This window comes from Enterococcus cecorum (assembly GCF_052119425.1).
Classification (GTDB): domain Bacteria; phylum Bacillota; class Bacilli; order Lactobacillales; family Enterococcaceae; genus Enterococcus_E; species Enterococcus_E cecorum_C.
The window spans coordinates 1-25,899 of sequence record NZ_JBQKFH010000003.1; the positions used below are offsets into that span (position 1 = coordinate 1).

The 25,899-nt window shown below is 36.0% G+C and carries 22 protein-coding genes, 1 pseudogene and 1 other annotated feature; of the genes and pseudogenes, 17 read left to right on the forward strand and 6 right to left on the reverse strand.

What is annotated here, in order from left to right; all coding sequences use genetic code 11:
* Nucleotides 1-114 precede the first annotated feature (114 nt).
* The 3 genes from ACTQZM_RS00960 to ACTQZM_RS00970 are packed head-to-tail and all read right to left on the reverse strand — an operon-like array spanning nucleotide 115 to nucleotide 3,065.
* Nucleotides 115-825 carry a LutC/YkgG family protein gene (locus ACTQZM_RS00960; protein WP_441652606.1) on the reverse strand — a complete coding sequence of 237 codons (711 nt, stop codon included), beginning with the start codon at nucleotides 823-825 and terminating at the stop codon, nucleotides 115-117.
* Nucleotides 826-2,292 (reverse strand): LutB/LldF family L-lactate oxidation iron-sulfur protein, encoded by a 1,467-nt coding sequence (locus tag ACTQZM_RS00965; protein WP_243199653.1) that lies wholly within the window; start codon nucleotides 2,290-2,292, stop codon nucleotides 826-828.
* 20 nt (nucleotides 2,293-2,312) lie between these two features.
* A complete protein-coding gene (locus tag ACTQZM_RS00970) occupies nucleotides 2,313-3,065 on the reverse strand; it encodes a (Fe-S)-binding protein (RefSeq protein WP_087403246.1) in 753 nt (250 codons plus the stop codon).
* Nucleotides 3,066-3,395: 330 nt separating this feature from the next.
* On the opposite strand from ACTQZM_RS00970, the gene ACTQZM_RS00975 reads away from it, so the two are divergent.
* From ACTQZM_RS00975 to ACTQZM_RS01000, 6 genes are all read left to right on the forward strand, one after another.
* Complete coding sequence (locus ACTQZM_RS00975) at nucleotides 3,396-3,998, forward strand: VanZ family protein (RefSeq protein ID WP_441652607.1); 603 nt, start codon at nucleotides 3,396-3,398, stop codon at nucleotides 3,996-3,998.
* Between the two features lie 44 nt (nucleotides 3,999-4,042).
* Entirely contained in the window at nucleotides 4,043-5,224 is a 1,182-nt protein-coding gene (locus ACTQZM_RS00980; protein WP_441652608.1) for an MDR family MFS transporter, read from the forward strand.
* 96 nt (nucleotides 5,225-5,320) lie between these two features.
* Nucleotides 5,321-5,532, forward strand: a binding site (T-box leader).
* 55 nt (nucleotides 5,533-5,587) lie between these two features.
* On the forward strand, nucleotides 5,588-6,886 hold the full coding sequence (gene hisS / locus ACTQZM_RS00985; protein WP_113785152.1) for a histidine--tRNA ligase: 1,299 nt from the start codon (nucleotides 5,588-5,590) through the stop codon (nucleotides 6,884-6,886).
* A 6-nt stretch (nucleotides 6,887-6,892) separates the two neighbouring features.
* Complete coding sequence (gene aspS / locus ACTQZM_RS00990) at nucleotides 6,893-8,665, forward strand: aspartate--tRNA ligase (protein ID WP_047242920.1); 1,773 nt, start codon at nucleotides 6,893-6,895, stop codon at nucleotides 8,663-8,665.
* Nucleotides 8,666-8,793: 128 nt separating this feature from the next.
* Nucleotides 8,794-9,672, forward strand: coding sequence for a YitT family protein (locus ACTQZM_RS00995; RefSeq protein WP_441652609.1), 879 nt, complete (start codon nucleotides 8,794-8,796; stop codon nucleotides 9,670-9,672).
* Between the two features lie 403 nt (nucleotides 9,673-10,075).
* Nucleotides 10,076-11,908, forward strand: a complete 1,833-nt coding sequence (locus ACTQZM_RS01000) for an acyltransferase family protein (RefSeq protein ID WP_441652610.1) — start codon at nucleotides 10,076-10,078, stop codon at nucleotides 11,906-11,908.
* Nucleotides 11,909-11,951: 43 nt separating this feature from the next.
* On the opposite strand, the pseudogene hxlB reads toward ACTQZM_RS01000, so the two are convergent.
* Nucleotides 11,952-12,487, reverse strand: a pseudogene (gene hxlB / locus ACTQZM_RS01005) (6-phospho-3-hexuloisomerase).
* Between the two features lie 10 nt (nucleotides 12,488-12,497).
* A complete protein-coding gene (locus tag ACTQZM_RS01010; RefSeq protein WP_441652611.1) occupies nucleotides 12,498-13,337 on the reverse strand; it encodes an NAD(P)H-hydrate dehydratase in 840 nt (279 codons plus the stop codon).
* A gap of 160 nt (nucleotides 13,338-13,497) precedes the next feature.
* Here ACTQZM_RS01010 and pepV point away from each other — a divergent pair, with 160 nt between their 5' ends.
* The 10 genes from pepV to ACTQZM_RS01060 all read left to right on the forward strand — a co-directional run bounded on the left by pepV (nucleotide 13,498) and on the right by ACTQZM_RS01060 (nucleotide 24,267).
* Nucleotides 13,498-14,910 (forward strand): dipeptidase PepV, encoded by a 1,413-nt coding sequence (gene pepV, locus ACTQZM_RS01015; protein ID WP_441652612.1) that lies wholly within the window; start codon nucleotides 13,498-13,500, stop codon nucleotides 14,908-14,910.
* Nucleotides 14,911-15,092: 182 nt separating this feature from the next.
* Nucleotides 15,093-17,834: a sigma 54-interacting transcriptional regulator gene (locus tag ACTQZM_RS01020; protein WP_441652613.1), complete on the forward strand. Its 2,742-nt coding sequence runs from the start codon at nucleotides 15,093-15,095 to the stop codon at nucleotides 17,832-17,834.
* 102 nt (nucleotides 17,835-17,936) lie between these two features.
* On the forward strand, nucleotides 17,937-18,353 hold the full coding sequence (locus tag ACTQZM_RS01025; protein WP_441652614.1) for a PTS sugar transporter subunit IIA: 417 nt from the start codon (nucleotides 17,937-17,939) through the stop codon (nucleotides 18,351-18,353).
* Nucleotides 18,350-18,820 (forward strand): PTS sugar transporter subunit IIB, encoded by a 471-nt coding sequence (locus tag ACTQZM_RS01030; RefSeq protein WP_441652615.1) that lies wholly within the window; start codon nucleotides 18,350-18,352, stop codon nucleotides 18,818-18,820. The genes ACTQZM_RS01025 and ACTQZM_RS01030 overlap by 4 nt, the downstream gene beginning before the upstream one ends.
* Nucleotides 18,821-18,838: 18 nt before the next feature.
* Nucleotides 18,839-19,633, forward strand: coding sequence for a PTS mannose/fructose/sorbose/N-acetylgalactosamine transporter subunit IIC (locus ACTQZM_RS01035; RefSeq protein WP_441652616.1), 795 nt, complete (start codon nucleotides 18,839-18,841; stop codon nucleotides 19,631-19,633).
* 18 nt (nucleotides 19,634-19,651) lie between these two features.
* Nucleotides 19,652-20,491 carry a PTS system mannose/fructose/sorbose family transporter subunit IID gene (locus tag ACTQZM_RS01040; protein WP_441652617.1) on the forward strand — a complete coding sequence of 280 codons (840 nt, stop codon included), beginning with the start codon at nucleotides 19,652-19,654 and terminating at the stop codon, nucleotides 20,489-20,491.
* Nucleotides 20,492-20,529: 38 nt separating this feature from the next.
* A complete protein-coding gene (locus ACTQZM_RS01045; protein ID WP_441652618.1) occupies nucleotides 20,530-21,504 on the forward strand; it encodes an SIS domain-containing protein in 975 nt (324 codons plus the stop codon).
* A gap of 11 nt (nucleotides 21,505-21,515) precedes the next feature.
* Nucleotides 21,516-22,499, forward strand: coding sequence for a sugar isomerase (locus ACTQZM_RS01050; RefSeq protein WP_441652619.1), 984 nt, complete (start codon nucleotides 21,516-21,518; stop codon nucleotides 22,497-22,499).
* Between the two features lie 74 nt (nucleotides 22,500-22,573).
* Nucleotides 22,574-23,224 (forward strand): HAD family hydrolase, encoded by a 651-nt coding sequence (locus tag ACTQZM_RS01055; protein WP_441652620.1) that lies wholly within the window; start codon nucleotides 22,574-22,576, stop codon nucleotides 23,222-23,224.
* 2 nt (nucleotides 23,225-23,226) lie between these two features.
* The gene (locus ACTQZM_RS01060) at nucleotides 23,227-24,267 is read left to right on the forward strand and encodes an SIS domain-containing protein (protein ID WP_441652621.1); all 1,041 of its coding nucleotides are present in this window, start codon (nucleotides 23,227-23,229) and stop codon (nucleotides 24,265-24,267) included.
* A 49-nt stretch (nucleotides 24,268-24,316) separates the two neighbouring features.
* Here ACTQZM_RS01060 and ACTQZM_RS01065 read toward each other — a convergent pair whose 3' ends face one another.
* Nucleotides 24,317-24,643, reverse strand: a complete 327-nt coding sequence (locus ACTQZM_RS01065) for a hypothetical protein (RefSeq protein ID WP_376716569.1) — start codon at nucleotides 24,641-24,643, stop codon at nucleotides 24,317-24,319.
* 173 nt (nucleotides 24,644-24,816) lie between these two features.
* Between ACTQZM_RS01065 and pepA the strand changes: the two genes are divergently transcribed.
* Nucleotides 24,817-25,893 (forward strand): glutamyl aminopeptidase, encoded by a 1,077-nt coding sequence (gene pepA, locus ACTQZM_RS01070; protein WP_441652622.1) that lies wholly within the window; start codon nucleotides 24,817-24,819, stop codon nucleotides 25,891-25,893.
* Nucleotides 25,894-25,899 lie beyond the last annotated feature (6 nt).

The window sequence follows — 25,899 nt, forward strand, 5'->3', positions numbered from 1 at the left end:
GCTAGAGGGACAATGGGTTGTTTCATCATAAAAAACCTCCAATCTTCTGTTTGAATACAGTATAACTGGAGGACTAGATAGATGCGATACACCTTGTTATTGGACGCTTACCAATTAAGCATCTTCTAAAACAAGATAAGTCATTGATAGTGGGCCGTGTACCCCAACGACTAAAATCATTTCAATATCCCCAGAGTTTGATGGACCAGAGATAAAGCTTAAGTTAGAACCAATCTTTTCGCCGCGTAGGACTTTTTCATTGTAATCAGCCGTTGCTTGTGTAATACGTGGGACGATTTGGCTCTTTGGTACAATCGCAATAAAATGTTGTGGTAAAAATTGCAAAGTACGACCATGTCCAGCGTTCGTTTCAAATACGACGGTTGCTGATTCGGCTAAAAGATATTCAGCAAAGGCAATCCCTACATTGGCTTGATTGGCAGCATTTAGATTTTCTTCTCTAAATTCGGCGCCTTTTTTCCAAGTGTAAGTATTTGGATGATTAGCTAAATCAGTTAATTGATATTCAGCAAAGCGACTATCATCAGGAATAATATAGTTTCCTTGCCCTTTTTCTTCAAGGATATCTTGAATGGTTGCAGCTAAATGCTCTTTAGAAATAACTTTAAAATCTGTGTAGATAGCATCAGATTGTTCTTTGGCTACTTCAAGTAATTCATCTTGACTTAGCCCTTGTAGCTTTTGTAAATTGATTTTATTTTCAGGTTGAAAAGGTTCTTTGTCTAGGCTATGACGTTGATAATTCAATTTGCCAGCTAGTTTATTTAAGAAAGCTTCTTGTTTTTGTGCAGCATCTGAAAACATTTATTTTCCTCCTTTTTCGGCTTTATGACGTTTGAACCATTCTCTAAAGCCGTCTTTTGCTTTTGGTGGACGAGGTAAATCACGATAATCAGTCCAGTTCTTAGCAATCGCAGGAGCTTTGGTTAAGTAGCCGCCGTGATTATATAGATTTTCAACAGCTGGTTCTTTTTGTGTGGCCATCATCGCTGAGCCGGCATGATCGACTTTTTCAACAAATTTGAACACAGGAGCTGATCCAGTAACAGTAGCTGCCATCTTCATGCCGAATTGTTCCATCTTACTTGTGCGTTTCAATTCATCAGCCATAACGGTACGATGCGCAATGAGTAAGTTGTGTAAAGGAATTTTGACTGGGCAAGTTTCAGTACATGCACCACATAAACTTGAAGCATAAGGTAAATCACCAAATTCTTCATAACCACCTAAAATTGGTGAAAGGACCGCACCCATTGGACCAGGATAAATTGAACCATAGCCATGACCGCCAATATGACGATAAACTGGACATACATTTAGACAAGCTCCGCAACGAATACATTGTAGCATCTCTTGGAATTGTGTACCTAAGGCATTTGAGCGGTTATCATCGACTATAATTACATAGAAATCTTCAGGTCCATCTGATTCTTCATCGGCTTTTTTACCAGCAAAAGTGACGTAACTCGTTAATTTTTGACCCACGGCACTTCGACAAAGCAAGCTATCTAATACTTCAGCTTCCTTCATACTTGGCACGATTCTTTCCATCCCCATCAATACGATTTGGGTTTTAGGAATTGCAATCACTAAGTCGGCATTTCCTTCATTGGTTACTAAGTTAATCATTCCATTATTGGCAATGGCAAAGTTACAACCAGTAATGCCAATATCAGCGGATAAGAAGTGTTCACGTAACACTTTACGCGCGAATTTGGCCATTTCTTCTGGCTCGCTGCTGCCTTCATAGCCTAGATTTTCAAAGATTTTTTGAATTTGATAGCGGTCTTTGTGGATGTTAGGGAAGACGATGTGTGAAGGTTCGTCCCAATTATCCATTTGTAAAATAAATTCCGCTAAGTCAGATTCGATGACTTCTAGCCCCATTTCGACAAACATTGGATCTAGGCCGACTTCAGTAGTGACCATTGATTTAGATTTGACGATTTTTTTAGCATTTTTAGCAAGGGTAATTTCTTTCACATATTCTCTTGCTTCTTCTTCGGTTTGTGCAAATAACACATGTCCGCCTTGTTTTTGGACATTTTCAGCAAACATTTCAAGGTAATCTGGTAAATGGTTTAAGGTATGTTGACGAATTTCTTGACCTAATTTGCGCCATTCTTCCCAGTCACCCATATCTGCACGAGAAGCTTCACGTTTAATCCATTGACTATCTTGCGCTTTTTTTAGTGCTGCTTGCATTTGTGTATCATTTAAACTTTTTTCACAACGTTCTTCAAAAGTTAACGTACTTGTTTTTAATCCCATATTTTCACCACCAAACTTGCTTAGACTCTTGCTAATTGAGGAACGCGACTTTCATCGACATCATGATTTAAGACCTCAGCAATGTGCATAATTTTAATTTTTTTACCTTCACGATTAAATTTACCACCGATATTCATCAAACAAGCCATATCCGCACTAATTAGGACTTCTGCACCAGTTGAGATGACATCATTCATCTTTTCAGTCACCATGGCGTTTGAAATCAATGGTTCTTTAACAGAGAAAGTACCACCGAAACCACAGCAGTTTTCGATATGTGGTAATTCAACATATTCTAAACCTTTGACATATTTCATCATGATAAAAGGGGTTTGTTTTTCTTTTAAAATGCGTGACATATGGCAAGAACGATGGTAAGTTGCACGTGCATTTAAAGTCGCACCTACATCGGTTAGGCCTAATTCATAATGTAAGAATTGGGTGAATTCAAAGGTACGCTTGCTCAAATCTTCAGCTAAGGCGCGGTATTGAGGGTCATCTTTGAATAATTCTGCATATTCTTTAAAAGTCGCTGTACAACTACCCGCTGCACCCACGATATATTCCGCATCTTTGAAGGCTTCAATCTGATTGATTAATACCTTGCGAGAATCTTTGCGGTAACCACTATTTAAGGTTGGTTGTCCGCAGCAGACTTGACTTTCAGGGAGTAAAACTTCTACTCCGAAACGTTCTAAAACTTCCGTCATTGCGATAGGGACGTTTGGAAATAGCGCGTCCACGACACAACTAGTAAATAAACTTGCTTTCATATTTCACACTCTTTTCAAAATAGAATCATTCTAATAATAACAATAATTACATATCTATTTTACGCCTGTTTTTAGAATTATTCAAAAGCAAATCATAAAATTTACCATAGAAAAATGCTATGAAAAGTTCAATAACAATTCTAAGGATAAATATAATTAATATTCACCATTTAAACGCATAGAAAATATCGTCAAAAAGAAAGAGAAAGCTGTTTTCATTAATTTTCTATAAATTAATTTAAGTTTCTTTTAGATTAAGTAGATTTATTTGGCAGAAAACTTGCTAAATCGTTATAATAAAGAGAAAAATAAAACAAGGGATTGGTATATATGAAAAAACTATTCGCGCTGTTCTTTTTGGGAGCATTTTCATTTTTTGTTGGTTTTCTTTTAATTAACTGGATTGCTTATCCGGTTTTAAGTAGCTATCCACACTTAGCCTCAGCAATGGCACGTTTTGCGTATACAAAGGAATTTTTAATCGGTTTTGTGACGTTGAGTATGTGGTTGTTTTTTGTACAGTTGATTTTCCAAAAATTTACGGTTATTTATACGTATCTCTTCTATAGTGTGTACTTATTTTTATTGTTTATCGTCTTGTTTGCTAAAGCGCGCAATTATCATTCTTATAGTTTTGAATTATTTGATTTTGTGGTGCGCAATAAACGTGTTTTACTAGAGGCAATATTAAATGTGATTTACTTTATTCCACTTGGGATATTATTTAGTTTCAAATCTCGCTTTTGGGAATTTTGTGTCATTAGTGTTCTTTTTATTTGTGGGGTCGAAACCATTCAATATGTTTTTTATGTAGGGACTTTTGCTGTAAGTGATATTATGTTAAACTTGATTGGTTGCTTGATCGGGCGCTTGTTACAAAGATTCTTTCCATTGTTCTGGCGCGATACAGCGAAGACATTAGAGCGAATCTAATTTCACCATTTCAAGCAAAATTTATATAGAAAATGTGAGCGGAAATGAAAAAAGAAGTCAGTTTTATTGCTGTATTATTAGGAGCCTTTTTTACAAGCTTTGGGATGAGTTTTATTTGGCCTCTAACCAGCGTTTATTTGCATGATAATTTGCATATTTCCTTAACTTTGGTAGGATTAGTCTTATTTTTCAATTCACTAGCTAGTGTGATTGGAAATGTCGTTGGTGGACTTGGATTTGATCGCCGGAATCCTTATTATTTGATGTTGGCTGGTGGCGTAGTGATGACAGTCACGCTAATTGTATTAACCTTGTTTCATCAAGCTGTTCCTTTTGCCATCTGTTTATTTTTCTTAGGATTGGCAGCTGGTTGGAATGGGACTTTGGTAAGTGCATTAGGCGCAACCTTGAAACGTTTTGATGGTCGCTATGTTTTTAATATGATTTATTTTGTCCAAAACTTTGGCATTGTCATTGGTTCATCTGTTGTTGGTTTTTTATATGATTGGGATTTACGGTTACCATTTTTCGTTTCGACATTGATTAGTCTAGGCTTTTTAGCGGTTGTTTTGATTGGCTATCATCCATTGCGTAATCTTAAACGAGCGACAAATGAGCGTAAAACGGACAAGACAAAGATAAAATTACCAAAGATGAATCAATATTTGATGATTACTTTATTAACGATGCTTTTGATTACTTGGACGATGTATCAACAATGGGGAAGTAATGTTTCTGTATATATGACCAGTCTAGGGATTCCTTTTCGGTACTATAGTGTTTTATGGACGGTCAATGCGGGGTTAATTTTATTGATTCAATTTTTCATTGTACGTTATGGGCAATATATTAAAAATCATTTTATGCCAATTTATATCGGCATTTTGATGTTTGCTTTCTCTTTTGTGGTGTTAAGTGTTGCGAAACAATATTATTTATTCGTGACTGCGATGGTTTTACTAACAATTGGAGAAGCCTTGGCCTTTCCACAAGTACCAGTGATTGTCAACCGCATCACACCAGAAGGAGTAAAGGGAAAGTATTTAGGCCTTGTGAATTCTTTTGGTAGTGCGGGGCGGGCTATTTCGCCATTATTTGGTGGTTTAATGATTGAAACTTTTAGCTACCGAACTTTATTTATTGTAGCGGTGTTTTTCAACTTAGCGATTTTACTAGTTGTTTGGCTTGCTAGACAAAAGACGCAAGAGGGACTTTATTATTATTAAAAGATGCGTTGAAAGTCATCCAAGAAAATATCTGAAAATTTCTGTGTAAGTTCTTGACTTTTTAAGAGATATCACGTATTGTAAAAGCTGATATAGAAAAAGTCAGCGAAAGAAAAGAGTAAATATCACGTTCGACTTTCAAGAGAGAGCTACCCTAGGCTGAAAGTAGCTTAAGCAAGTGATATTGAAGAACAGTCTGGAGATGAGTAGTAAAAAGCTATTCCGTGTACGAGCGTTAATCGTTTGAAGGGTGTAAAGTTTTGATTTTACACTGAAAATAGGTGGCACCACGATGATTCGTCCTTGTAGCAATATGGCTTCAAGGGCTTTTTTATTTGTTAAAAAGACTTTAAGGAGGAAATTATGGCTTACCAACGTCCAAAAGGTACCAATGATATCTTGCCAGGTGAATCAGAAAAATGGCAAACAATTGAACAAACTGCTAGAAAATTATTTAACCAATATCAATTTCATGAAATCCGCACGCCAATTTTTGAACATATCGAAGTCATTTCAAGAAGCGTAGGCGATACAACGGATATCGTGACAAAAGAAATGTATGATTTCCATGATAAAGGAGATCGTCATATTACTTTACGACCAGAAGGCACTGCACCGATTGTTCGTTCTTTTGTGGAAAATAAATTATTTGGTCCAGAACATCAAAAACCTTACAAAGTTTATTATATGGGCCCAATGTTTCGTTATGAACGTCCCCAAAAAGGTCGTTTACGTCAATTCCATCAAATCGGAGTAGAGGTCTTTGGTTCGGATAATCCAGCTACAGATGTTGAAACGATGGCGATGGCTTTACAATTTTTCCGTGAATTAGGGATTAAAGATTTACGCTTAGTGATTAATTCATTAGGGGATCAAGAAACACGCACGGCCTATCGTCAAGCATTAATTGATTATCTAACGCCATTTAAAGAACAATTGAGTGCTGATTCCAATCGTCGTTTATTAGAAAATCCATTACGTGTGCTAGATAGTAAGGATGAAAAAGATAAAGCGGTGGTTGCCGGGGCACCATCTATTTTAGATTATTTATCTGAAACAGCACAAAAACACTTTGAAGCTGTGACAAAGATGTTAGATGCTTTAAATATTGCTTATGAAATCGATAGCAATATGGTTCGTGGTTTAGATTATTACACGCATACGATTTTTGAAATTATGAGCGATGATCCAAAAATGGGTGCCCAATCTACTATTTGTGCCGGTGGCCGTTACAATCAATTGGTCGCTGAATTAGGTGGTCCTGAAACAGCTGGTTTTGGCTTTGCGATGGGCTTTGAACGTTTATTAATGATTTTAGAAGCACAAGGCATTACTTTAGCTGCCCAAAAACCATTAAACGCCTATGTGGTTTCTTTAGGTGAAGCAACAAATATTGAAGCCTTACAAATCGTGCAAAGTATTCGTCAAGCCGGCTTTAGTGCTGAACGTGATGTGATGAATCGTAAAGCGAAGGCCCAATTTAAGACAGCTGATAAATTAAATGCACAATTAGTATTAACCATTGGCGAAACAGAATTAGCAAACGGCGTGGTTAACGTGAAAAACTTAGCCACTCGTGTAGAAAAAGCTTATCCACTGACTCAAATTCAAACACAATTTGAAACGGTTTATCAAGAAATGATGCAGACAGAAAAGGAGTAAACAATAATGGCAACAAGAACATTATATTGTGGTCAAGTCTCAAATGAAACAATTGGCCAAACAGTAACATTAAAAGGTTGGGTTCAAAAACGTCGTGACTTAGGAGGCGTTATCTTTATCGATTTACGTGATAGAGAAGGGTTTGTCCAAGTCGTATTTAATCCAGCAGTCTCTAAAGAAGCATGGGCGATTGCGGATAAATGTCGTAGTGAATATGTGATTGAAGTAACTGGTGAAGTCATTGCACGTGCGCCAGAAGCAGTGAATCCAAAAATCGTCACAGGTGGTGTCGAAGTGATGATTTCAGACATTACGATTTTAAACAAAGCAAAAACACCACCATTCCCAATTGAAGATGATCAACAAACCAGCGATGAAGTGCGCATGCGTTATCGCTACTTAGATTTACGTCGTCCAAAAATGACACAAAATATTATTTTACGTAATCAAGTAACCCGTGCGATTCGTACTTATTTAGATAGCAATGATTTTCTTGATATTGAAACACCTTATCTTGGTAAATCAACGCCAGAAGGAGCTCGCGACTATTTAGTACCATCTCGCGTACATCCAGGTCATTTTTATGCTTTACCACAATCACCACAAATCTTTAAGCAATTATTGATGAATGCTGGTTTTGACCGTTATTACCAAATCGTTCGTTGTTTCCGTGATGAAGACTTACGTGGAGACCGTCAACCAGAATTTACCCAAGTGGATATGGAAACTTCTTTCTTAAGTGCAGAAGAAATCCAAACACTAACAGAAGGCATGATTGCTAAAGTGATGAAAGACGTGAAGGGTATGGAAGTGACATTACCTTTCCCACGCATGACTTATGATGAAGCAATGAATCGTTATGGTAGCGATAAGCCAGATACACGTTTTGACATGGAATTAGTAGATATTTCTGAAGTGGTCAAAGATATTGATTTCAAAGTATTCCAAATGGCTTTACAAAATGGTGGGGTAGTCAAAGCGTTAAATGCCAAAGGAGCTGCCGATAAATATTCACGCAAAGATATGGATAATTTAGGTCAATTTGCCGGTCAATATGGTGCAAAAGGTTTGGCATGGTTGAAAGTCGAAGCAGATGGTTTGAAAGGGCCAATTGCGAAGTTTTTAGGCGATGCAACAGAAAAAATCGTCGCTGCCACCAATGCTGAAGTTGGTGACTTATTGATGTTTGGTGCGGATAGCTTTGATGTCGTATGTGCTTCATTAGGGGCTGTTCGTTTGAAATTAGGTAAAGAATTAGGCTTAATTGATGAATCTAAATTTAACTTCCTATGGGTAGTTGACTGGCCACAATTTGAATACGATAAAGAAGAAGGTCGCTATGTTTCTGCGCATCATCCATTCACTTTACCAAGAGAAAGCGATATTCCATTATTAGCAACAGATCCATCTAAAGTGCATGCTCAAGCTTATGATATCGTCTTAAATGGTTATGAATTAGGTGGCGGTTCACTACGTATCTATCAAAAAGAAGTTCAAGAGCAAATGTTTGAAGCATTAGGATTCTCTCGTCGTGAAATGCAAGAACAATTTGGCTTCCTATTAGATGCGCTTGACTATGGTTTCCCTCCACATGGCGGAATTGCTTTAGGCTTAGATCGCTTTGTCATGCTATTAGCTGGTGAAGACAATATCCGTGAAGTTATCGCCTTTCCGAAAAATGGTCGTGCAGTGGATCCTATGTCTCAAGCGCCAAGTACAGTTTCTCCATTACAATTATTCGAGCTAAATATCGATGTAACCAGTGTGGAAGAAGACTAGGCTTGCCTAATAAAATTTAAATATTCCTAAAAGTCATCTATGAAAAGTAAGAAATTTTTCATAAATGGCTTTTTTTCTTAGGCAAGGAGTATAATGGGCTTGAATAAATAAAAAGTGAGAAGGTTATCATGGCACAGAAATTTTTTAATTTATTTCCGCATGCAGATTATGCGCAGAAATTCTCATTCGCAATCGTTTATGCACTTTTAGCTGCGATTTCGATTAATTGTTTTTATCAACCGGGGCATATTTATTCTAGTGGGATTACCGGGGTCGCACAGATTATTACGACTTTATCGGGTCATTATCTACCTTTTACCATTCCTGTATCGCTTGGATTACTTTTGTTAAATGTTCCTTTATTTTTGTTGGGCTGGTTTAAAATTGGTCATAAATTCACAATTTTTACTGGTATTACCGTTGTTTTGACCTCGTTATTTACACAATTACTACCAGAGGAAGTTTTGTCTAAAGATCCAATTATTTGTGCGATTTTTGGTGGTGCAGTCATGGGAGCTGGTATTGGTTATGCGCTTAGAAATGGCTTGTCTTCAGGCGGCTTGGACTTTATTAGTATTGCCATTCGTAAAAAGACCGGTAAATCAGTAGGATCTATTTCGATTTTCTTTAACGTATGTATCATGTTCATTGCAGGTATTCTATTTGGTTGGGCCTATGCATTGTATTCAGCTTTAGCGATTTTTGTTTGTGGCAAGGTAACAGATGCAGTATTTACCAAGCAAAAGAAAATGCAAGTCACCATTGTTACTCGTTTTCCAGATGAAGTAATAGAGCATATTCAAGAAAAAATGCGCCGTGGCATTACAATTATCCACGAAGCAGAGGGCGCTTATCGTCATGAGAAACAAACCGTCTTGATTACGGTTGTGACACGTTATGAACTACCAATGTTAAGGTTGGCGATGAAAGAATCAGATCCTCATGCCTTCGTCAGTATTGCGGAAAACGTTCAGATTCTTGGACGATTTTATGAAGAAAAATTATAAAGACGAAAAAACAGTGCTAATAAAAAGTACTGTTTTTTTTTAATAAGGTTGTTAGGCAGCTCGGAAAGCCTCGAAGAAATTTTGTGCTTACCTACCACTACAAAAATCGGATGAAAGGAGATTTTTGCAAGTGGTAGGGCGAATTTCACAATGTCTAGCTGCCGAACACCGTCAATAAGGTTGTAAATCGACTTGGTCAGCTACGAGCGGATAAGGTCTGTCCAACACTTTCTGAATGAAAAAATTTTTTTGAATAAAAGATAAAAAAATAGCGTATTATCCTTTATAATGGGACAGTAGGAATTAAGTTTTTCTATATTCATTGAATTTTTCCATGCTTTTTTCAGACATTTATGGCATGATAGTATGGTGGGAAAGAAAATATTATTTAAGAAGGTTAATCATGAATACAAAACATAGATATATTACCGGTTTTGATGGGATTCGCACCATCGCCGTTTTAGGAGTTATATTTTACCATTTATTTCCGAATACAATTAAAGGGGGATATTTGGGCGTGCCAGTTTTCTTCGTGATTTCTGGCTATTTAATTGTTGATTTATTACGTCAAGAATGGGAAAGTAACCAAAAAATCCATTTAAAAGCCTTTTATTTTAGAAGAATTAAACGACTGTATCCGGCTTTAATTGGTCTTCTAGTATTATGTGCTAGTTATATTACACTTTTTCAACGGAATTTATTGAATAATTTACGCGGTGTTGTTTTCAGTAGTTTATTGTATTTTAATAATTATTGGCAAATTGATAATAAATTGTCTTACTTCGACCGCTTCCATAATCCAGATCCATTTACCCATCTGTGGTCATTATCCGTTGAAGCGCAAAACTATCTGGTCTTACCAATTTTGCTTGTTCTTTTTTATAAGCTTGGGAGGAAAAAAGACCGAGTAGCCGGCATTTTCTTACTTGGATCGTTAGCTTCGGCAATTTGGATGGCGATACAATTTAAACCTGGCGTCGATCCAACAGCGGTCTATGATGGTACTTTTTCCCGTTCCTTTTCCATGTGGTTGGGGGCTAGCTTAGCAATTTTTTGGCCAAGTAATCATTTACGCACAAGTATTTCTAAAAAGGCCGAAAAAATGTTAAATCGTGCTGGTTGGCTTGCGTTATTGGCAATTATTTTGAGCTTTTTCACTTTGAGTGCGCAGTCTAACTTTTTATATTATGGTGGTATGTATTTAGTTAGTATTTTTGCAGCGATACTTGTAGCTGTGACGGCTCATCCAGGTGCGGACTTCAATCGTTACCTTTCTAATCCACTATTTGATTACATTGGCAAACGAAGCTATGGGATTTATTTGTATCAGTTTCCAATTATGATTTTTTATGAAAGTGCCGTTAAAAATATTAATCAGCATTTATGGTTACATACATTGATTGAAATAGGATTAATATTAGTGATGAGTGAATTATCCTATCGCTTAATTGAAGTACCTTGTCGTCGCTATGACTACTCACAATTACCAGTTCGCTTCAAACAATGGGTGAAATTACCGGCCTATGCTTGGAAAAAAATGGTGTGTGTGCCGCTTGCAATTGTTTTTGCGGTTGCATTATTTGGCATTTTTACTGCTCCTGCTAATCAAAAAAACGACGCACAAAAAGCTTTTGAGGCGAATATCGCTAAGAATAAAAAAGCTGCTGATGCGACCAAAAATACAGATGGCACAACAGAAGTCATGCATGCGACCAATGAGATTGCGGATAAGTATCATTTAACGGATACGCAGCTGCTAAAAGCGCAGCAAATGAACATCACGATGATTGGTGATTCAGTCATGTTAGCTACTGTGGAAGAGATGAAAGAGGTCTTCCCAAATGTGGTTTTAGATGCGGATATCGGTCGTCAACTATACACTGCAAAGAAAACAATCAATGAGTTGAAGAAGAAAAAATTATTGGCAGATACGATTGTAATCGGTCTTGGCACAAATGGCGTTTACACGGAAGAAGATTTTCAAAATATGATGAAAGCGATTGGGTCTAAGCGTAAAGTTTATCTGGTTAATATCTATGTTCCGACTCAGCGTTGGCAAGGAGATGTGAATCGTTTTCTAGAATCAATGGCGCAAAAGTATAAAAATATCACACTAATCGATTGGTATGATGAAGCTAAAGCGCATGAAGATTGGTTTGAAGAAGATGAAACGCATTTGAAAGATAATGGTCAAGTTGGCTATGTCGCTTTTATTGCACAGAATGTATTGAAATAAAAATTACGAGTAGTTCACTTTTGCAGCGGAACTACTCGTTTTTTTACTCAATATTCACATGTGCTTGTAAAATTTCATCATTGGTGGCTGACTGCTGTCTAGAGAGCATTAAGCACAAGACATCTAGCGTAATATGCAGTGTTTGATCAAATAGACTAGAAAGCAATTGGATAGAAGCTATTCCTGACCTTGTTTTTGTAGCACCTGGAATAATAACCATCTCATCAGCAAATTGTGCGAGGGCTGCTTGACTATCACTCGTAAATACAAGCAAAGTCAAGCCTTTTTCTTGCGCACTTTTGCATCCATCAGCACGCCTTTTGTTGTTCCTGAACTAGAAATGGCAATAAATAAATCCCCTTCTTGCACACTGGGCATAATTGTTTCGCCTAATACATAGACTTCATAACCTAAGTGCATCAATCGCATTGCAAAACTTTTTGCCTGAAAGCCACTTCGTCCAGCGCCTCTGACAAAAATCCGCCGTTGCTTTGTAAATAGTGGTAAGATCTTTTGTAATTGTTGTTCATCGACTTTAGCCATCGCTTGACTAATTTCAATCATTACTTCTTGTATCATTTTTTACCTCTCAGTGATAAACCTTGACAAAATAATCCATCCAATATGGAATTTTTTGAATTAATTGACTCGGCAAAACCACATAACTTTCTTGCGCAATTTTATCGGCAATAAAACTATGTAGGTAAACCGCGGCTAAAATGGCTTTTTCTTTATCCGTAAATTGGGCTAAAAAGCTACCAATCATACCAGCTAAAGAATCTCCCATTCCTCCTGTAGCCATACCAGGATTTCCCAATGGATTAATAAATTGGGTTTGATTCGCCAAATAAATTTGGGTTTGATGACTCTTTAAGACGACATTTGTTTGTAATTTTTGTTGGACAGCTAAATTTTTTTCAAATGTTTGATCTTTAATTGCGATTTGCGAAACACGTTGCCACTCCATTTGATGCGGCGTTAAAACTACTTTTTTGGGATATTGAAAGTCCATGGGAAACTCCGCCATTATCGAAAGAGCCGAACCATCAATTACCAACCACTGATTTTCTTTTTGGTTTTGAATGACTTGTTGCAAGATTGTCCGACATTGTGGGTCATCTCCAAGACCAGGACCAATAACAATCACATCAGCCGTTTGACAAACCCGATCAACTTCTACTAAATTTTGCCAATCCACAATCATCGCCTCTGGTGTACGTGCATGGATAGCAGGACGGTTTTCTTTATCACAAATTGTAGTAGTAAGCCCAGTGCCTGAATATACACAAGCCTCGGTAGCTAAAATAATCGCGCCACCATACCTTAGATTCCCTCCAATACAACAAACTCGACCAAAATTCCCCTTATGGCTGATTAAAGGTCGGCGAGCAATTGTACTTAGAATCGTTTCGTCTAACGCTGTTAACATCTAGGTCACCTCGATGAAATTTAGTTATTACGAGTAAATTATAACATAAATAATAAATAACAACATGTATAATACAGCGATTCAATAATTTACTTTTGTATCTTTTCTCTAATAGTGTTATCATGGTAAGGTGAATAAAACTTTAGGAGGTCGTAAATCTATGACTATCGATTGGAAAAAAGAAGTCGAATCACGTAAAGATGACTTATTAAACGACTTAGTTGAGTTATTAAAAGTCAAAAGTGAACGTGAAGACGACAAAAAAAGTGAAGATGCACCTTTTGGACCAGGACCTAAAGCTGCTTTACTACATATGTTAGGCTATGGTGAACGCGATGGCTTTACAGTAAAAAATGTAGATAATTATGCCGGTCATATTGAATACGGTGAAGGTGACGAAACACTTGGTATCTTCTGCCATATGGACGTGGTACCGGCTGGCGATGGTTGGGATACAGATCCATATGTACCCGTCATTAAAGATAATCGCATTTACGCTCGTGGTTCTTCAGATGATAAAGGACCTAGTATCGCTGCTTACTATGCTTTAAAAATTATCCGTGATTTAAACTTACCAATTTCTAAAAAAATCCGCTTTGTTGTGGGTTCAGATGAAGAAAGTGGTTGGGGCGATATGGATTATTACTTCCAACATGAAGAAAAACCTGATTTTGGTTTCTCTCCTGATGCGGAATTCCCAATTATCAATGGTGAAAAAGGAAATGTTTCTTTACGTTTACACTTTAGTTCAACTAATACAGGAGCTGTTCGTTTAGATAGTTTTAAAGCTGGTTTACGTGAAAATATGGTGCCAGGAAAAGCAAGTGCAAAAGTGACATTCACCGATGAATTACAAGCAAAAACAATTTCAGATAGCTTTAATTATTACTTAACTAGCCGTCCAGTTTCTGGTGAAGCAAAAGTCGATGGTAATGTCGTTACTTTTGAAGTAGTTGGTAAATCTGCACATGGAGCTAGCCCACATCTAGGTGTAAATGCTGGTACTTATTTAGCAGCCTTCTTAAGTAGCTATGAATTTGCTGGCGGTGCAAAAGACTTCTTATCAACTATCGAACAATATATCCATGAAGATGTTTATGGTGAAAAATTTGATATTGCCCACGAAGATGAAAAAATGGGTAAATTAACAATGAATGCTGGTTTATTTAGCTTTGAAGCAGATGGCGAAGATGCTTATGTGAACTTGAACTTCCGCTATCCTAAAGGCACTTCTGCTACTTTATTAACAGCCGGTATGATGGCAAAAATTGGCGCAAATAAAGTAAAAATTGAAGAACGCCCACATCACATGAAACCACACTATGTTCCAGCCGATGATCCATTGGTAGCAACTTTATTAGCTGTTTATGAAGAACATACTGGTCAAAAAGGTGAAGAACAAATCATTGGTGGGGGTACATTCGGCCGTCTATTAGAACGCGGTGTTGCCTATGGTGCGATGTTCCCAGATTATATCGATACCATGCACCAAGCTAATGAATTTATGGACTTAGATGACTTATTCAATGCTACAGCAATCTATGCTGATGCCATTTATCGTTTGGCGAAATAAAGTTTGTCTATAATAAGCATAATATTATTATAAAATTAATACATTTAGTGATAGCAAATAGGAATTAAAAACCTATTTGCTATCACTATTTTTATGAAAAAATGATATTTTTGTGATTTGCAGATGAGAAATATTTCATGTAGTATAGAAATTGTATATAAAAATTCAAAGGTGGCGTTATTGTGGAACTCAAAGAATTGCTGTATCAAGAAGTTCAAACGTTGACTAATGTAGAGGATATCTATCAAAATTCTATTACAGCAGATTATTTAGCAAAAAGATTTTCAGCTAAAAGAAATACAATTAGTCACTATTTAAATCAATTGGTTAAAGAAAATCTCGTAATTAAAATCAATACGAGACCAGTGCTCTTTTTTGAAGCCTCGAAATTACGCAATTATGCAAATACGGAATTATTGTTAGAGTATGCTTCTTTGGATGAACTTCAGGCAGCGCTTCATTCAAAGAAAAATGTTTTTGATGAAATTATTGGTTCAAAGCAGTCATTATATGGTCAAATTCGGCAATTAAAGGCAGCCGCTCGTTATCCGGGATTAGGCTTACCAGTACTTTTGACAGGTCCCACAGGGGTAGGGAAAAGTTTTTTAGCTCAAAAATATTATGAGTATTGTGTTTCCAAGGGTTATGTTTCCTGTGATAAGCGCTTTATTCAATTTAACTGTGCGGAATATGCGGACAATCCAGAATTATTATCCAGTATTTTATTTGGTTATAAAAAAGGTGCATTTACAGGGGCTGATGCAGATAAACCTGGATTGTTTGATGAGGCAGATGGTGGGGTATTATTCCTTGATGAAATTCACCGATTAAATGCCAAAGGACAAGAAAAATTGTTCAGTTTTCTCGATAACCAGTTAATTATGCCCCTTGGAGAAACAAAAGAGGCCCATCCGGTAAAAGTGAGATTTATTTGTGCGACAACAGAAGATTTGACGAGTAATTTTTTGGCCACATTTATGCGCAGAATTCCGGTTCAAATTGAGATTCCGGCTTTAAATGAACGAACAGCTCTGGAGCGAGAAAGTCTAATCATGAAATTTTATCGCGATGAATCTATTAAGATTGAACAAGAGCTTTATGTTAGTCAGCAGGTGCTTCATTTCTTAACCATGCGCCATTATTCAAGTAATGTTGGTCAATTAAAGAATGCAATCACACTTTCTGTTGCTAATGCGCTTGGACATATAAAGGATGAAAAAATTTATATTCGACTTTCTGATTTACCTAGTCATATTTTACAGACGAATGATTTAATCGATGTGAAAGCCTTTAGTCAGATAAACAGTGATTTTGTGGCGATTTCACCGCAAAAACCAATCAGTACTCTTGAAAATACTAACGACCTGTTAAACTCTCCTATTTATTCTATGTTTCAAAAATTTATTGAGTTGTCTGAGAAAATGGATAGCGAGGAGAAATTTAAACGAGCTTGTATGACAGAGCTTGAATTATTATGTGATGCACTGATCTATCGTAAAAGAATTAAACGTGGAGGAATTCCTTTAAGTTTTTTGAAAAATATGATTCATTCGGAAGTGACGAGCTTAGAAGCGAATTACGGTGTGAAATTTGATGGCAATATGGTGAATGTCTTAAGTTACTATTTCTACTATAAACAATTTGAAACCAGTGATTTTTCTACTTATCAAAGGAATATCTTCAAAAACATGATTCATATGTTTCATATTGATGAGCCAAATGTTTCCGAGGTTATTAGTATTTTTTTACGATCGATTGCTAGAAATTTGAACTATGTCAATGATGAAGTGGATCAACTGTTTTTACATATCTATCTAAAAATTACTCGTTATGATTATCGGGTCCGTCCGATTCGTGCGCTTATTTTATCACATGGCTATTCGACTGCAAGTAGTATGGCAGATGTAGTGAATAAAATGATGAATGAAAAGATTGTCGATGCTTTTGATATGCCTTTAGATATTGGAGTTGATGATATTGGTAAAGAGCTAACTGATTACATCAATCAATATTATATTAGTGACGGTTTACTATTGATGGTGGATATGGGATCTTTAGAAGGGGTTTCAAAGTATATTTCAGGTTATGTTGATTTTCCAATTGGGATTATTAATCATGTTTCGACACAAATGGCCTTACATGTGGCAAATGAAATTAAACAGAACAAATCCATTGATGAAATACTGGCCAATGTCAAACAAGAAATCCACTATCAATCACAAATTATTTATCCAAAAGAAATTAAAAAGAATTTGATTATTACTTGCTGTCATACTGGCATAGGAACCGCTAATCAAATTCGTACTTTATTGACAGAAAGTATGCCTGCAGAAGTTGAGGTATTGGTTAAAGCTTATGATTACCGTCAGTTGTTAAATCATGAACAAGTAGATGTATTACGTAAAACATTTAATATTTTGGCGATTATCGGGACTTCAGATCCACATATTTCAGGGGTTACCTATATTGCTTTAGAGGATTTAATTTCTGGACGTAAAATTCAGGTATTAGAACAAATACTTGCGACTATTGAAAAAGGCATGTATATGGATGAATTAAATGAGTCTTTACTTCATAACTTTTCTATTGAACGGGTGCTAAATTCTTTAACAATATTAGATGCGCATACAGTAATGAATCATATAGATATGATGATGCGCAAATTTGAAGAATTAAGTCATACGAAATTAACGAATCAACATAAAATGGCTTTATATATTCATGTTAGTTGCTTAATAGAGCGGTTAATTCGTCGTGAGCCTATTGATTCTTATGACTTTGCTGGACAGGTTGAAGATGTTCGTCACACTAAGAGATATATTTGGCTGAAAAATACGCTTAGTGTCATGGAAGAGAGCTATAGTGTCAAAATACCGGATTCTGAGGTGGGATATATTTATGATATTATTGCCAGTGATTATTGATTTACAAGGCTTTTTATTGAAAAAATGAAATAAAACATCAAGCGTGCTAATTTTTGGCACGCTTTTTGCTTATATTAAGGTGTGAGGAAGGAGGAATGAAAAATGAAGATGATATTAGCCAGTCATGGAAAGCTTGCAACAGGCATGAAAGATACTATAGAAATGATTGTTGGTAAAAATGAAAATATATATGCTTTTGCAGCTTATTCAGATGGTAGCGAAACAAAATTTTTGGAAGATATCCGAGCACTTATTAATGAAAATCAAGAAGAGCAAATTGTTATTGCAACCGATCTTTTAGGTGGTTCTGTCAATAATGAAATGATTCAATTATTAAAGCAGTATCCTCAAGTTTATTTAATTAGCGGAATGAATTTACCAGTAATTATTACGCTTGCTACAGCTGTCTTGCCATTGACTCCAGCGATGATAGAAGAGGCTATATCAATGGGTAAAGAAGGAGTAGTTTATGTCAACCAATTAATGAAAGAAAATAATGAAGAGGAGGATTTACTATGATTAAAGTGGTTAGAATTGATCATCGACTATTGCACGGGCAAGTGGTTTTTGCTTGGACAAAATCTCAAAATATTGAACGTATTATTGTGATTGACAATAAAACTTCTACCGATGATTTTAAGAAAATGTCATTGAAATTATCTAAGCCTGCTGATGTCAAACTTAATGTTTTTAGTGTAGCCAAAGCATTAGAAAAACTAGAACAAATTAAGGCTTTACCAGATAATATCATGGTTATTTTTGGAAATGTGACAGAAATGTATGAATTTGTGACTGCGTATGGCAATATCAAGGAAGTCAATTACGGTGGTATTCCAGATCGACCTGGTGCCAAACGCTATACTAATGCTATCTTTTTAACTGATGAAGAAGTGGCATTAAGTAAAGAATTAGCAGAAAAAGGAATTCAGTTGGTTATGCAACAAGTACCAACATCACGAAAAGAATTACTCAATGAAAAAATTTAGTTTAAGGAGGATTTCCCTATGTTAATAAAAGCATTATTAGTTGGGATTATTGGTGTTTTTGCAATGCTAGATTCACGATTATTAGGGCGCTTAAATTTTGAACGACCATTAATCGTCAGTTGTTTAGTAGGGATTGTGTTAGGTGATTTACAAAAAGGTTTAATGGTTGGTGCAACTTTAGAATTAATGTCTTTAGGAATTGTTAGTATTGGTGCTGCGGTACCAGCTGATATGACGTTAGGCTCAATTATTGCTGCAGCTTTTGCGATTCTTTCAAACACAAATGCTCAGACAGCTTTAACTATTGCTATTCCAATTGGTATTTTAGGTCAATTATTAGGTATTGTTTCTCGAATGTTTTTGGCAACTTTAACTCACTCTGCTGATAAAGCGGTGGAAGAAGGAAAATTTGTGAAAGCTCAAAACTATCACATTGTTTGGGGACCAATCATTTATTCCTTACTTTACTTTGTTCCTGTATTTTTAGCTATTTATTTTGGAACGGGTGTCGTTAATTCCTTTGTTAAGATGATTCCTGAGTGGTTAACAAATGGTTTATCACTTGCAAGTAAGATTTTACCTGCTTATGGGTTTGCCTTGTTGATGTCTACAATGTTAAGTAAGAAAACAACAGTATTTTTAATGTTAGGTTTCTTTGTTACTGCTTATGCTAAATTATCAGTGACTGGTGTGGCAATCTTTGCTGTAATTTTAGCTGTCATTTTATATGGATTGGATAAAGGAAATTCTAATACGCCATCGACAGCTAATCAAGCACCAATGGATGACTTAGATGATTTAGAGGAATTATAAAGAGAGGAGTAATGTAACATGGCTGAAGTAAAAGCAATGAATGATAAAGAATTAAAACAAAAAACATGGTCATTTTTCTGGCGCTCTTGGTTTATCCAAGCATCTTGGAATTATGAGCGTCAAATGAACATGGGATTTTTATATGGTATTGCGCCAATTATTGATAAAATTTACGGAAAAAATCCTTCATCACCTGAAATGTTAGCAAAGAAAAAAGAAGCTTATAGTCGTCACTTAGCGTTCTATAACTGCACACCACAAACAAGTGCCTTTGTTTTAGGGTTAACAGCAGCGATGGAAGAAGAATATGCTCAACATCCTGATTCATTTGATCCAGACTCAATTAATGGTGTAAAGACATCATTAATGGGACCTTTATCTGGGATTGGTGATTCATTTTTTCAAGGAACTGTTCGTATTTTAGCTTTTGGACTAGGAATTAATTTAGCTCAAAAAGGTAGTATTTTAGGACCAATCCTAGCGATGATTATTTCATTTATTCCATCATTTATTGTTACTTATTGGGGTGGTAAATTAGGCTACACCATGGGAAATAAATACTTACAACAATTGATTGGTAGTGGAGTAATCGATAAGCTTATGTATTATGTCAATATTGTTGGTTTGATGGTTATTGGATCAATGGTGGCAAGTATGATTGGAATCACTACACCATTTCATGTAGGTAAAACCTTCGTATTACAAGATACTTTGGATTCAATCTTCCCACAAATGCTTTCATTAGGTGCAACGTTCTTTATGTATTGGTTATTAAAGAAAAAAGTAAGTAATGGATTGATTTTAAGCATCTGTGTATTCGGAGGAATTTTATTAAGTGTATTAGGAATTCTAAATTAGGAATTTTTTAAACAAATATTTTTTAGGAGGAATTTAGAATGTCAAATAAGGTAGTCGAAATTGTAAAGGAAATTAAAGGAAAAAACGCAAATATTAATCGCGTATTATTTGTTGGTTGCGGTGCTTCAATGGCTGATTTATATCCAGCATATTACTTTATCACACACGAAAGTAATCGTTTCTTAACAACCATTACTACAGCTAATGAATTTAACTACGATACACCAAAAGTAAATTTTGAGGATACAATTGTTGTAACTGCTTCATTAGGTGGAACAACACCAGAAACAGTTGCTGCAACCAAAAAAGCTCGTCAATTAGGTGCACATGTTGTTTCATTATCATATTCTGCTGGCTCTCCTATTCTAAAAGAAGCTGAATATGAAATTATTCATGATTTTGGTACCAATTATGCAGCTAAGACCGAAAAAATGACTTATGCCTTAGCTTTAGCGATTGAAATTGTTGCTCAATTTGAAGGATATGCTCATTATGAAGAAGCACAAAAAGCTTTAGCAGGTATTGGTGTTTTAATCGAAAAATCTGTATTATCAGTAGGCCCAGCTGCTGAAAAATTTGCAGAAAGCTATAAAGATGATCAAACTATTTATGTAGTCGGTAGTGGGGCAACAGCTAATGTCGCATATTCAACAGCAGCTTTCTTATTTATGGAAATGCAATGGATTTCAGCTCCAAATATGAACTCAGGTGAATATTTCCATGGTCCATTTGAATTGACAGAAAAAGATGCACCTTATTTGTTATTCATGAGTGATGGTAAAACAAGAGCGATGGATGCACGTGCGTTGACATTTATGCAACGTTTTGATGCTAAAGTAACAGTCATCGATGCCAAAGATTATGGCTTGGCTTCTATTGCTGGTTCAAACGTTATTGACTACTTCAATCCTATGCTAATTACTGGTGTAATGCGTGTTTATGCTGAAAAATTAGCAGATGCTAGAAAACATCCATTAACTAAACGTCGTTATATGTGGAAATTAGAATATTAAGAGATGATTTTATGAAAATCCAAGAAGAAGTTAAACAAGCTATTCAAAAAATATTGAATCAGAAAAAGCAGATTAATAAAGTTGTTTTTGTTGCTGCTGGTGGTTCGAATGGTGGTTTTTATCCGGCTCAATATTTCTTGAGTCGGGAGGCCACACAAATTAGTTCAGAATGTTTTACGAGTAATGAATTTTATTATGCACCACCTAAATATGTTGATGAACATACTTTGGCAATTGTCTGTTCAATGCGAGGAACTCCTGAAACATGTAAAGCAGCTCAGGTGGCTAAAGATTTAGGAGCTAGTACCATTGATTTATACGTAGATGAATCTGAACTAACTCAAATATGTGATATCTGTATTCAATATGAATCTATTGCTATTGATGAGAGCCGAATGGAAAGAGTGAATTCTAGCGTAGGTTTGATGTTATGTATGGCATTATTAAACGCGCAGGAAGGCTTTGAATATTTTGATGATGCGATGGAAGCTTTCAATCAAGTAGATGTATTATATCGTCAAGCAGTTGAAGCTACGACGCCACTTGCCAAAGAATGGGCCTTACAAAATATGGATAAAAAACCAATCTATGTTATGGGGAGTGGCCCAGCGTTTGGATCAGCCTATATCTTTTCTATTTGTAATTTAGAAGAAATGCTACAAATAGACTCACCAACCATTAATAGTTGTGAATTTTTCCATGGGCCATTTGAAATATTGACACCACAGACATCAGTATTTCAGTTAATCTCTGTGGGACGCACGCGAGAAGCTGACTTACGAGCAGTAAAATTCTTAAAAAAATACGGTGGCAATAGAGTGTATCTTTTAGATGGCAAACAACTTGGCTTAGACAAAATAGCTGAACCAATTCGAGAATATTTCAATCATATACTATTCTCCCCTATTTTGAATAATGTATATATGAGAGAATTATCTTATTGTATTGGTAAAGACTATATGACACGTAAATACATGTGGCAAGTTCCATATTAAATTTTGAAATCCTAGTTTAGATTATAAGGGCTACCTATATTTGATCTAAACTAGGATTTTTTAGGAGGGATAAGATGTATCAAGCAGTAATTTTTGATATGGACGGTGTGCTAGTTGATAGTGAAGCTGCATATCTAAAAAGGCGCTTGGATTTTTTTTACAAATTGAAAGAGACTCCAGAACATGATCAGTTACAAGACTTTGTCGGCCTAAGTAACGAAGCAGTTTGGCAACAATTAGTCAGCGATGCCAAAAAACGTGAGCGCTTAAAAAGAAAATATGATCAATATCAAAATGAAAATCCCATTCAATACCAAAAATATTTGATGCCTCATGTGATTGATTTTTTAGAAGAGATTCATGCGCAAAAGAAGAAAGTGGCACTCGCATCAGCATCAAATCCAGAACATATTACTTTGATGTTAAGTCAATGTCAATTAAGTAAGTACTTTGATGTAGTGATTAGTGGTGAAAATGTGAAACGAAATAAACCATTTCCTGATATCTATTTAAAAGCGAGTGAGCAATTAGCGGTTTTACCTGCGGAATGTCTAGTGATTGAAGATAGCTTTAATGGCATTTTGGCTGCTAAAAGGGCGAAAATGGATGTCTGGGCATTAAAACCCAAAAATTATACGATTGATCAAAAGAGTGCAAATTGCATTTTTCAAGATTTTTTTGAAATGAAGGCACATTTGATTGATTGGCAGAAAGTGAGTGATTAGTAATGGCATTAATGGATAAATATATTGATAAGACGCCAGAGGCTTTAGGAGAAGTTTTAAATAGCAAGAAGCGAATAGAACAATTATTAGCTGATGTAACAGTGGACAAAATTATGTTGACTGGTTCGGGAACGAGTTATCATTCTGGTGTGCAAATGAAACATTGGATGAGTCAAATAACGGGGATTCCTGTTGAGAGTTACTATCCGTTTCAAGTATGTGATGATCTTTTTTTAACATCAGAAAAAGTATTATTTATAGGCATTTCCCAAGATGGGGGCAGTTATTCCACCTATCATGCCATGCAAGTAGCTAAGCAAAATCATTGTATTTTGGGTTCACTTTCCGCTTATGAGGGAATTTTGTTAGATGAAATAGCTGATTTTTCTTTCACATTACCGATTGAAGCCGAAAAAGCCGGACCTAAGACAATGGGGTATTCGGCCACTAAATTACAACTTTTAATTATTGCTAGTTCTCTCAGTGGGAAAGCTGGTGTTACTGAAGAAATTAAGCAAAATTTATTGAAACTCTTAGTGCAGTTACCTAGTGATATATCAAAAATTTATGAATGGGTGGAGGCACAGAAGCAATCATTTGCTCAAGCTAAGGAAATAAAAGTAGTAGTACCTGCTAACTATTATGGGGATGGTTTAGAGGGTGCTTTAAAGATGCTAGAAACACTGCGAATACCAGTTGTTGCTTATGAATATGATGAATTTATTCATGGAATCTACAACGCTGTGGATGCAGACACTTTTTTGATTTTTGTTGATGATGGCTCAGAAAAGAATTTGGCTACTTTATTAGCGGTCTTATCTGAATGGAATTCGCACATTTATGTTATTTCGAATAATGCCCAACTTGCTGATAATACGCTTAATCTTCCAATAGAAAAATATGGATTCTGTCAAACGTTTGTTATCTCTATTGTCTTTCAAGTGTTGGCTAGTATGATTGCTCAGACTAAAGGGATTAACCCGGATTTACCTAAAGATCCGAATTTCCATCGTCGCGTAGGAAGTAAAAAATTTCATTCATAATCTACTAAAGATAGCCAATCCAAGTGATTCAGACTTAGATTGGCTATTTTTAAATACGGTTTAATTCCAAGATAGCTCCTGTTTTGGCATCCGCAAGAAACTCATAGGTCACGAGTTGGTCATCTTCATAACGAGTAATTCCCCCAGGATAGCCTTGGGTTTTTACTGCAAATTTTTGATAAGGCTGCATGGTATGTTCAATCCAACTACCTTCAATTGGCCCTTCCAGTAAAAAAGCATCTTTGATTTTTTGTAAGATATGGTCAGCTTGAAGCAGTTTATCTTTTTTCGTGAAACTAGCAGAAACAAAACCGCTTAATAAACCAACGCCAATACCAATAGCTAAACCATTTCTAAATTGTGATTGGATACTCAATAGCATTCACCTGTTTTTCTAATTTTTTCTATATTATAGCAAAATTTCATGAAAATTCCTAGTTAAGAAAGGAAGCCTAAAATGTTTAAGAAACTAGCATCATAAGTATTTGGCGAATGGAAATGAAAAAGGTATAATGAATGTGATATTACTTTAGAAGGGTGAGAGTTGTAGTGAATGAAAAAACATTTCAACGAATCAAAGAATTAACAGAATTAACCGGTACAAGTGGTTTTGAAGGGGATATTCGTGCTTATATGCGTGAAAAAATGACCCCTTTAGTAGATGAGATTGCCCAAGATCGTCTAGGTGGTATTTTTGGGATTCGTCATGCGCAAAGTGAAGAGGCCCCAAGAATTATGATTGCGGCACATATGGATGAAGTTGGCTTTATGGTAACACAAATTACGGACCGTGGCTTATTTAAGGTTTCCCCACTAGGAGGTTGGAATCCTTATGTCGTTTCTGCACAACGTTTTGTCTTAAAAACATCAAAAGGCAACTATCCATGTATTTCTTCCTCTATTCCACCACATTTATTACGTGGCAAGGGCGCTCAAGCAAATGTACAAGTGACGGATATCTTATTTGATGCCGGTTTTGAATCTAAAGAAGAAGCCTTGAGTTTTGGTGTATTACCAGGTGATACGATTGTGCCTGATGTACAAACGATTATGACGGCCAATCAAAAAAATATTATTTCAAAAGCTTGGGATAATCGTTTTGGCTGTACTTTAGTTTTAGAAGCCTTAGAAGCTTTACAAAATGAAACACTTGGTCATACATTGATTGCCGGTGCGAATGTCCAAGAAGAAGTGGGCTTGCGTGGGGCTAGTGCATCTGTGACAAAATTCAAACCAGATTTATTCTTTGCTTTGGATTGTTCAGCAGCAGATGATTTAGTCACTAAAAACGGTACTTTTGGTCATTTAGGAGAAGGCACCCTTTTACGTATTTTAGATCCAGGTCATATTTTATTGCCTAGATTTAGAGAATATTTATTAGACACAGCAAGTACGCACCATATTCCTTATCAATACTTTGTCTCAGGTGGTGGTACCGATGCAGGAGCTGCGCATAAAGCCAATGAAGGTATTCCATCAACTACAATTGGGGTCGTTGCACGTTATATCCATACGCATCAAACCATGTTTAGCATTAAAGACTTTGAAGCGGCTCGTGAATTCTTAATCCAAGTTTTACGAGGCTTAGATCGTTCAACAGTCGATACAATTTTATTTGATAAATAAGGTGGG

Excerpts from the sequence above, each read along its gene's own strand:
- ACTQZM_RS00960 (WP_441652606.1), bottom strand. The coding sequence starts at position 825 with ATGTTTTCAGATGCTGCACAAAAACAAGAAGCTTTCTTAAATAAACTA.
- ACTQZM_RS01035 (WP_441652616.1), top strand. The coding sequence starts at position 18,839 with ATGTTAATAAAAGCATTATTAGTTGGGATTATTGGTGTTTTTGCAATG.
- ACTQZM_RS00995 (WP_441652609.1), top strand. The coding sequence starts at position 8,794 with ATGGCACAGAAATTTTTTAATTTATTTCCGCATGCAGATTATGCGCAG.
- ACTQZM_RS00980 (WP_441652608.1), top strand. The coding sequence starts at position 4,043 with ATGAAAAAAGAAGTCAGTTTTATTGCTGTATTATTAGGAGCCTTTTTT.
- ACTQZM_RS01040 (WP_441652617.1), top strand. The coding sequence starts at position 19,652 with ATGGCTGAAGTAAAAGCAATGAATGATAAAGAATTAAAACAAAAAACA.
- ACTQZM_RS01055 (WP_441652620.1), top strand. The coding sequence starts at position 22,574 with ATGTATCAAGCAGTAATTTTTGATATGGACGGTGTGCTAGTTGATAGT.
- ACTQZM_RS01060 (WP_441652621.1), top strand. The coding sequence starts at position 23,227 with ATGGCATTAATGGATAAATATATTGATAAGACGCCAGAGGCTTTAGGA.
- ACTQZM_RS01045 (WP_441652618.1), top strand. The coding sequence starts at position 20,530 with ATGTCAAATAAGGTAGTCGAAATTGTAAAGGAAATTAAAGGAAAAAAC.
- ACTQZM_RS00975 (WP_441652607.1), top strand. The coding sequence starts at position 3,396 with ATGAAAAAACTATTCGCGCTGTTCTTTTTGGGAGCATTTTCATTTTTT.
- pepV (WP_441652612.1), top strand. The coding sequence starts at position 13,498 with ATGACTATCGATTGGAAAAAAGAAGTCGAATCACGTAAAGATGACTTA.
- ACTQZM_RS01010 (WP_441652611.1), bottom strand. The coding sequence starts at position 13,337 with ATGTTAACAGCGTTAGACGAAACGATTCTAAGTACAATTGCTCGCCGA.
- ACTQZM_RS00970 (WP_087403246.1), bottom strand. The coding sequence starts at position 3,065 with ATGAAAGCAAGTTTATTTACTAGTTGTGTCGTGGACGCGCTATTTCCA.
- ACTQZM_RS01030 (WP_441652615.1), top strand. The coding sequence starts at position 18,350 with ATGATTAAAGTGGTTAGAATTGATCATCGACTATTGCACGGGCAAGTG.
- ACTQZM_RS01025 (WP_441652614.1), top strand. The coding sequence starts at position 17,937 with ATGAAGATGATATTAGCCAGTCATGGAAAGCTTGCAACAGGCATGAAA.
- ACTQZM_RS01050 (WP_441652619.1), top strand. The coding sequence starts at position 21,516 with ATGAAAATCCAAGAAGAAGTTAAACAAGCTATTCAAAAAATATTGAAT.
- aspS (WP_047242920.1), top strand. The coding sequence starts at position 6,893 with ATGGCAACAAGAACATTATATTGTGGTCAAGTCTCAAATGAAACAATT.
- hisS (WP_113785152.1), top strand. The coding sequence starts at position 5,588 with ATGGCTTACCAACGTCCAAAAGGTACCAATGATATCTTGCCAGGTGAA.
- ACTQZM_RS01000 (WP_441652610.1), top strand. The coding sequence starts at position 10,076 with ATGAATACAAAACATAGATATATTACCGGTTTTGATGGGATTCGCACC.
- ACTQZM_RS00965 (WP_243199653.1), bottom strand. The coding sequence starts at position 2,292 with ATGGGATTAAAAACAAGTACGTTAACTTTTGAAGAACGTTGTGAAAAA.